The organism is Micromonospora fulviviridis (assembly GCF_014648395.1).
In the GTDB taxonomy this organism is placed as follows: Bacteria; Actinomycetota; Actinomycetes; order Mycobacteriales; family Micromonosporaceae; genus Micromonospora; species Micromonospora fulviviridis.
Genome location: NZ_BMRA01000007.1, coordinates 424,381 through 431,113, shown reverse-complemented (window position 1 = coordinate 431,113; position 6,733 = coordinate 424,381). Strand labels below are relative to the sequence as shown.

At 72.0% G+C, this 6,733-nt stretch carries 9 protein-coding genes; 6 read left to right on the top strand and 3 right to left on the bottom strand.

Annotation, left to right across the window (positions count from 1 at the left end; genetic code table 11):
- Positions 1-351, bottom strand: a 351-nt coding sequence (locus IEY96_RS21145) for a LacI family DNA-binding transcriptional regulator (RefSeq protein WP_189196529.1), incomplete at its 3' end; no start/stop codon positions are given.
- A gap of 105 nt (positions 352-456) precedes the next feature.
- On the opposite strand from IEY96_RS21145, the gene IEY96_RS21140 reads away from it, so the two are divergent.
- From IEY96_RS21140 to IEY96_RS21125, 4 genes are all read left to right on the top strand, one after another.
- Positions 457-1,422 (top strand): acetylxylan esterase, encoded by a 966-nt coding sequence (locus IEY96_RS21140; RefSeq protein WP_189196528.1) that lies wholly within the window; start codon positions 457-459, stop codon positions 1,420-1,422.
- A 332-nt stretch (positions 1,423-1,754) separates the two neighbouring features.
- Positions 1,755-2,750 (top strand): glycoside hydrolase family 11 protein, encoded by a 996-nt coding sequence (locus tag IEY96_RS21135; RefSeq protein ID WP_229791751.1) that lies wholly within the window; start codon positions 1,755-1,757, stop codon positions 2,748-2,750.
- A gap of 163 nt (positions 2,751-2,913) precedes the next feature.
- Positions 2,914-3,369, top strand: a complete 456-nt coding sequence (locus IEY96_RS21130) for a hypothetical protein (RefSeq protein ID WP_189196526.1) — start codon at positions 2,914-2,916, stop codon at positions 3,367-3,369.
- Complete coding sequence (locus IEY96_RS21125) at positions 3,356-3,919, top strand: DUF3995 domain-containing protein (protein WP_189196525.1); 564 nt, start codon at positions 3,356-3,358, stop codon at positions 3,917-3,919. Before IEY96_RS21130 ends, IEY96_RS21125 begins: the two co-directional genes overlap by 14 nt.
- Here IEY96_RS21125 and IEY96_RS21120 read toward each other — a convergent pair.
- A complete protein-coding gene (locus IEY96_RS21120; protein WP_189196524.1) occupies positions 3,897-4,226 on the bottom strand; it encodes a hypothetical protein in 330 nt (109 codons plus the stop codon). The two genes, IEY96_RS21125 and IEY96_RS21120, sit on opposite strands and share 23 nt — an antisense overlap.
- Positions 4,227-4,404: 178 nt before the next feature.
- On the opposite strand from IEY96_RS21120, the gene IEY96_RS21115 reads away from it, so the two are divergent.
- Positions 4,405-5,172: an SDR family oxidoreductase gene (locus tag IEY96_RS21115; RefSeq protein WP_189196523.1), complete on the top strand. Its 768-nt coding sequence runs from the start codon at positions 4,405-4,407 to the stop codon at positions 5,170-5,172.
- A 76-nt stretch (positions 5,173-5,248) separates the two neighbouring features.
- A complete protein-coding gene (locus IEY96_RS21110; RefSeq protein ID WP_189196522.1) occupies positions 5,249-5,632 on the top strand; it encodes a DoxX family protein in 384 nt (127 codons plus the stop codon).
- Positions 5,633-5,690: 58 nt separating this feature from the next.
- Here IEY96_RS21110 and IEY96_RS21105 read toward each other — a convergent pair whose 3' ends face one another.
- Positions 5,691-6,656 (bottom strand): zinc metalloprotease, encoded by a 966-nt coding sequence (locus tag IEY96_RS21105; protein ID WP_189196521.1) that lies wholly within the window; start codon positions 6,654-6,656, stop codon positions 5,691-5,693.
- Positions 6,657-6,733 lie beyond the last annotated feature (77 nt).

Below are 6,733 nucleotides of genomic sequence, written 5' to 3'. Positions count from 1 at the left end.
GGCCCGCAGGTTCTGCAACCACTGCCGGGTCGAGGTCGACTCGCTGTGGATCGCCGACACCACGGTGCCCACCCCGGCGGCGTGGCCGACGTCCTCCACCCCACGAATGATCTCCAACGCCCAGGGGCTGTCCAGGTCGGGAAAGACCAGGTCGAGCAGGGCCGCGCGGTGCACGGCACGGCTGCCGCGCCGCCGGTAGCCGTGGTGGCGCAGCAGCTCCTCGACCCGTTCCCGGGTGCCCGGGGCCACGTCCGAACGCCCGTTGAGCACCCGCGACACCGTGGGCACCGAGACCCCGGCCTCCCGCGCGATGACGGTGATGGTCACCCTGCGCTCGTCGTCCGCGTTCACCCGCGTCTCCTCCACCCGGCCGGCTTCGAGCCATCTTGCCGCACCGACCGGGGGTTGACGACAGCGCCGACCGGCCCCCGCGTCCCGAGGAGCTGAGAGACCAGCATGTACACCGACCTGCCCGAGGCGGCGCTGCGCGCCTACCGCAGCGCCCTGCGCGAACCGCACGACTTCGACGCGTTCTGGGCCGACACCCTCGCCGAGGCCCGCGCGTGCGACGGCGACCTGGCCGTGACCCCGCTGGACACCCCGTTGACCGGCCTGGACGTGTTCGACGTGACGTTCCCCGGCTTCGCCGGCCAGCCGGTCCGGGCCTGGCTGCGCGTGCCGCGCGCCGCTACCGGTCGGCTGCCCACGATCGTGCAGTACGTCGGCTACGGCGGCGGGCGGGGCCACCCGCTGGAGAACCTGCTCTGGGCCTCCGCCGGCTTCGCGCACCTGCAGATGGACACCCGGGGCCAGGGCTCCGGGTGGAGCCGGGGCGACACCCCCGACCTGGCCGGGGCCGGTCCGCAGGCGCCCGGCATGGCCACCCGGGGAATCGAGGACCCCCGCCGGTACTACTACCGGCGGTTCCTCACCGACGCGGTCCGGGCCGTCGACGCGGCCCGCCGGCTGCCCGCCGTCGACCCGGGCCGGGTGGCGGTGCTCGGGCACAGCCAGGGCGGCGGGGCCGCGCTGGCCGCCGCCGCCCTGGTGCCGGACCTGCGGGCCGCCGTGGCGTACGTGCCGTTCCTGTGCGACATCCCGCGCGCGGTGACGGTCACCGACGCCCACCCGTACCGGGAGATCCGGGACTACCTGGCGGTGCACCGGGATCGGGAGGAGGCGGCGCTGCGCACCCTCGGCTACGTCGACGGGGTCGCCTTCGCCCGGCGGGCGGGCGTGCCGGCGCGCTTCTCCGTGGCGCTGATGGACGAGATCGTGCCCCCGTCCACGGTCTTCGCCGCGGTCAACGCCTACCGGGGGCCGGCCGAGCTGGCGGTGTGGCGGTACAACGGCCACGAGGCGGGCGGCATCGACGACGACGCGGCGGCGCTCGACTTCCTCCGTACCGCCCTCGCCGGCTGACCGTTGCCGCCGCTGGCCTCATGGTGCCGGCACCCTCTCGGAACGTTCCGGAACCGCAGGCCGCGACCGGGGTGCTTTCTCCGCCGGATGTTCGCCGGGACACCCATGGTCGATGGCGACCATCCATGCTGCCTGAACAGCACTTCCGCGTTCCCCCGTCGGGTCCATTCGCGACAGTACGGCTTCCGCAGGGCTTCCGGAAGTTGTTGACAGTCGGGTGCGACGCGACCGATGCTGGCGCTGGCGGGAGCTATCCACTTCCGTCGATACGAACCGCGCCGGGTCGTACCGCTGCTGGCCTCCGCCAGCCCGCACGAGGAGGAAGCACGTAGATGAACGACGCCCCCGTCCGCCCGAGAACCTCCAGACGCGGACGCCTCAGAATGCTCATCGGCGGCGCCTGCGCCGTCGCCCTGGTCACGGCCGGTGCCACGGCCCTCCTGTCCAGCCCTGCCCACGCCGAGACCGTGACGTCGAACTCGACCGGCACCAACAACGGCTACTTCTATTCCTTCTGGAAGGACAGTGGCAACGTCTCCATGAACATGGGTAGCGGCGGCCAGTACAGCACCCAATGGAGCAACGTCAACAACTTCGTCGCCGGCAAGGGCTGGAATCCCGGTGCCCGCCGGACCGTGACCTACTCCGGCACCTTCAGCCCGTCCGGCAACGCGTACCTGACCCTCTACGGTTGGACGCGGAACCCGCTCGTCGAGTACTACATCGTCGACAGCTGGGGCACCTACCGGCCGCCGGGCGGGCAGGGGTTCATGGGCACCGTCACCAGCGACGGCGGCACGTACGACATCTACCGGACCCAGCGGGTCAACGCGCCCTCCATCGAGGGCACCCGGACCTTCTACCAGTACTGGAGCGTCCGGCAGTCGAAGCGGGTCGGTGGCACCATCACCGCCGGCAACCACTTCGACGCGTGGGCCCGGTACGGCATGAACCTGGGCACCCACGACTACCAGATCCTGGCCACGGAGGGCTACCAGAGCAGCGGAAGCTCCAACATCACGGTGGGCGGCGCCGCACCCGGCCCCACCACCCCACCGCCGGGCGGCGGCTGCACGGTCAGCGTCAGCCGTGCCGAGGAGTGGAGCGACCGGTTCAACGTGGCCTTCTCGGTCAGCGGCACCAGCAACTGGGTCGTCACCATCCGCACGAACGGCGGTCAGACGCTGCAGAACAGCTGGAACGCCTCGATCAGCGGAACCAGTGGCACGCTCACGGCCCGACCCAACGGCAACGGCAACAACTTCGGGATCACGCTCTACAAGAACGGCAACAACACGACACCCACCGCGAGCTGCGCGACCGGCTGACCTGATGCCCGGGTGGGGTGCCGTCGGTGGGCCGGCACCCCACCCGCCTCCTGCCGTCACCCACCCGCACCGTCGACGTCCGGCAGCTCCCCCTCCTGTGGGGGACCTTCCTCCCTTTCCTTCGGGAGTCGGGGCCGGTGCGCCGCCGGTTACCGTCGTGATCATGGTCAACACTGCTCAGCCGCGTCGCTGGCCGGCTCACGCGATGGCGCTGCTGTTTCTCGCATACGCCGCCGGCAAGGCCACCTTCGCCCTGCAGTCCCGGCTGGGTTTTCCGGGCGGCCCGCCCGTCTCGGCCGCGGAGGCCGAGCGCTACTTCCTGGACCCGGCCACGGCACAGTGGTGCGCCGCCGCCACCGGCGTGCTGGGCGCGATCCTCGCCCTCGCCACCGTCACGCCGTTGGGTCGCCGGCTGCCGAGAACACTGATGCTGCTGGCGCTGGCCGGGATGCTGCTCGCCGTCGGCGGTGGTGCCGGGATCCTGATCCTGGACGGGTTCGTGGGCACCGGTATCGGCTGGCGGTGGTACCACGGCATCCTCGGCATCGTCGTGATCGGGTTGCTCCTGGCGATGATCCGGTCCTACGAGACGGCGACGAGGCGACGTGTCGCGGCCTGATCGGGCGAGGGTCGGGCCGTACGGGGCGGCGGTGTGCGCGGCGGCCTACGGGTCGATGAAGCTCGCGCAGGCGCTGGGGGCCGAGGCGCTCGCCGACAAGGATCCGCTGCCCCCGGAGCTACGCGAGCGGCTGCTGGCGCGGGATCAGCTGTTCGTGGCCAGCCACTGGGTGCTGGCCGGTGCCGCCCTGGTCGGCGTCGTCGTCGCGCTGGCCACCGTCCGCCCATGGGGGGCGGCCACCCCGCGCCGGCTGTTGCTCGCGATCGCGTGGGTGCTCGGGATCTTCATGATCGCCAGAGCGATCGGGGTGCTGGGGTTCGGCTTCGTGGGCGACGCGCTGCTGCTGGCCGACGTACGCCCGCCCCCCGCCGGACAGGCCGCGCTGGCCCGCGACCTGGCACGCTGGGACCTGCTGCTGTGGTCGCCGTTCTTCCTGCTGTGGGGAACCTTCTGGACCGTGACGGGACGGCGGCTGGCAACTCGGGAGCAGGCTCCGGGTCAGGGCTCGTGGCGAAGCGGCCGGCGCCTCACCGGGAGAGGTACGCCTTGATGCTGGCCGGGACGCGCCCCGCCGCGCCCGCCACGGCGGTCCGCGCCGCACCGGTGACCGGCACCAGCGTGCTCTGCTTCGGCGGCAGGACGATCAGGTCGCCGACCGGTACCACCTGCTCGGCCTGCTGCCGCTCGTCTCCCTCGGGCTCGGTCCAGACGATGTAGACCAGCCGGACACTCATCGGTTCGCTGTCGTCGTTGCGCAGCGACACGGCGGTGAACCGGCTGTTGCGGTCGAGCACCCGGCCGGAATCGTCCACCGGGGTGACCACCGGCTCGACGCCGACGACCGGGGCGTCGACCACCTCCGCGGGATACGGCGGGACGCGTCGGGGGGTTGTCCCCCGGCGGGCCCCGTCGGCGGCCGGTGGCGCAGGCCACACCGCCGCGCTGTCACGGGGACCGGGTGGCCGGCATCTTCATGTTCGTCAGCAGCCCGCGCGAACGATCCGCGGCAGGCACCCCACGAGCAGGAGTCCGGTCTTGAACGAGCACACCACGCACCAACGGATCGCCCTCGTCACCGGGGCGAACAAGGGGATCGGCCGCGCGACCGCCGAGCAGCTCGCCGCGCTGGGCATGACGGTCCTGGTCGGCGCCCGGGACCCACGGCACGGCGAGGACACCGCCGCGGCGGTGCGCGCGGCGGGCGGCGACGCGTACGTGGTCGCCCTGGACGTCACCGACCCGACGACCGTCCAGGCGGCCGCGAGGCGGGTCGAGGAGCGGTTCGGCCACCTTGACGTGCTGGTCAACAACGCCGGCATCTCCGGCGCCGGGCCGTCCGCTCCCTTGGACGTCCGCGACCAGGTCCCCAGCGTCGCCGACCTGGACATCGTCCGGGCGGTGTTCGAGACCAACGTCTTCGGGGTGATCGCGGTGACCAACGCCATGCTCCCGCTGCTGCGGCGGTCCCCGGCGCCGCGCATCGTCAACCTCAGCAGCGACGCCGCGTCGCTCACCCTCACCGGCGACCCGGACGGCCCGTTCGCGGGGCTGCCGCCGGTGGCCGCGTACACGCCGTCCAAGACCGCGCTGAACGCGCTGACCGTGCAGTACGCCAATGAGTTGCGGAAGGACGGCGTCCTCGTCAACGCCGCGGCCCCGGGCTTCTGCGCCACGGACATCAACCACCACACCGGACACCGCACCGCCGCGCAGGGCGCCGCGGTCGTGGTGCGGCTGGCCACGCTCGGCGCGGACGGGCCGACCGGCGGGTTCTTCAGCGAGGACGGCCCGGTGCCCTGGTAGCGGGCCGACCGCCTGGCGGCTCAGCCCGGCCGCCCGACCGAACCGAAACGCCGACAACCCGTCAAAGGAGATCCTCGTGAACCTCGCGCTATGGCTCGTCGCCGGACTGCTGGCCGCGGTCCTCCTGGTCAGCACCACCAAGATGTTCGTGCCCAGGGAGAAGATCGCCGCCATGGGTCACGCCGCGGAATGGGTCCTGGACTTCAGTCCCGGTGCCCTCAGGACCATCGGAGCCCTCGAACTCCTGGCCGCGGTGGGCCTGATCCTGCCCGCCGTGGTCGACGTCGCGCCGGTTCTGGTGCCCGTGACCGCCACCTGTGTGGCGGTGCTGTTCGCCGGCGCGGCGACCATGCGCCTCCGCCGGGGCGAGACGGTGACCATCGCGCCCGACCTGGTCTACCTCGCCTTGGCCGCCTTCGTGGCGTGGGGCCGCTTCGGCCCGGAGTCGTTCACCGGCTGAGCGGCGCCGGGGTTGGCGAGCCGCTGCCCGCCAACCCCGGCACGTACGTCAGACCTGGTTACTGCTTGCCGCCGCCGGCCCGGAACGCCACCCAGGCGTCACTCATCCGGTCCGCCTGTCCCGCGGTGAACATGTTCATGCAGGAGTCCTGCGTGTAGTCCATGAAGTTGTGGATCGGGTCCAGCCCGGGTGCCGTGCAGGTGTCCGCACCCACCGGGCAGTTGAACTGCGGCGCCGCCTCGCGCGGAGTGTCCGCGACGTAGTCGCCCGAAGCCGAGCACCCGTGCGCGAAGGTGTGCTCCAGCATCAGCCAGTGCCCCACCTCGTGCGTGAGGGTGTCACCCAGGGCGTACTTGCCGGCCGTCCCGCCCGGCATCGACTCGTCGAGCATCACGACGCCGTCGATGTAGTCGCGACCGTTGTTGTAACCCTTCGGGAAGTACGCCCAGCCGAGGAGGCCGCCGCCGATGTTGGCCGCGTACACGTTCAAGGTGCGGGCGTCGCCGGTGTACAGCGCCTGCTTCATGTCCCGCTCGTTCTTGCCGGGCACGACGGTGTACCAGTCGCTGTTCACCGTCCACGTGGTGTCGACGAGCGAGAACCGGAACGGCGTGTCGGAGGCGTCCGCCGCCGTACGGCCCGCGAACGAGTCGTTGAGCACCGTCATCTGCGCCGCGATCAGGGTGTTCCACCTGGCCGTCTCCGCCGCGGTGAGCGGGTGGTCGGAGACCATGTGGAAGACCGTGGGGATGGTGACGCTGCCGTTGGGCAGGCGCGGCGAGTCCTTGATCACGCCGTAGGCGTTCGCCTCGTTCTTGGAGTACAGCTCCGGCTCCTGTGCGGTGGCGCCCTCGGCCACCCGCGCCACGCTGTGCCCCGCGGCGCCCGGCTCGCACGCCGCCGCGCCCGCGGAGGCGGTCAGGGACGGTGCCGTGCCGGCCGCCGCCGACGCTCCGCCGGCCGCCAGGAACGTCGCCGCGGTAGCGGTCAGAACCGCGAGTTGGAAAGTTGATCTTCTGTGCATCCTTGCACCTTTCACGCCGGGGGATTGGAGTCACCGAGCGGTGGGACGGGGTCGCCGTACGCAGGTCGGTGACATCG

Excerpts from the sequence above, each read along its gene's own strand:
- IEY96_RS21105 (WP_189196521.1), bottom strand. The coding sequence starts at position 6,656 with ATGCACAGAAGATCAACTTTCCAACTCGCGGTTCTGACCGCTACCGCG.
- IEY96_RS21130 (WP_189196526.1), top strand. The coding sequence starts at position 2,914 with ATGGTCAACACTGCTCAGCCGCGTCGCTGGCCGGCTCACGCGATGGCG.
- IEY96_RS21140 (WP_189196528.1), top strand. The coding sequence starts at position 457 with ATGTACACCGACCTGCCCGAGGCGGCGCTGCGCGCCTACCGCAGCGCC.
- IEY96_RS21135 (WP_229791751.1), top strand. The coding sequence starts at position 1,755 with ATGAACGACGCCCCCGTCCGCCCGAGAACCTCCAGACGCGGACGCCTC.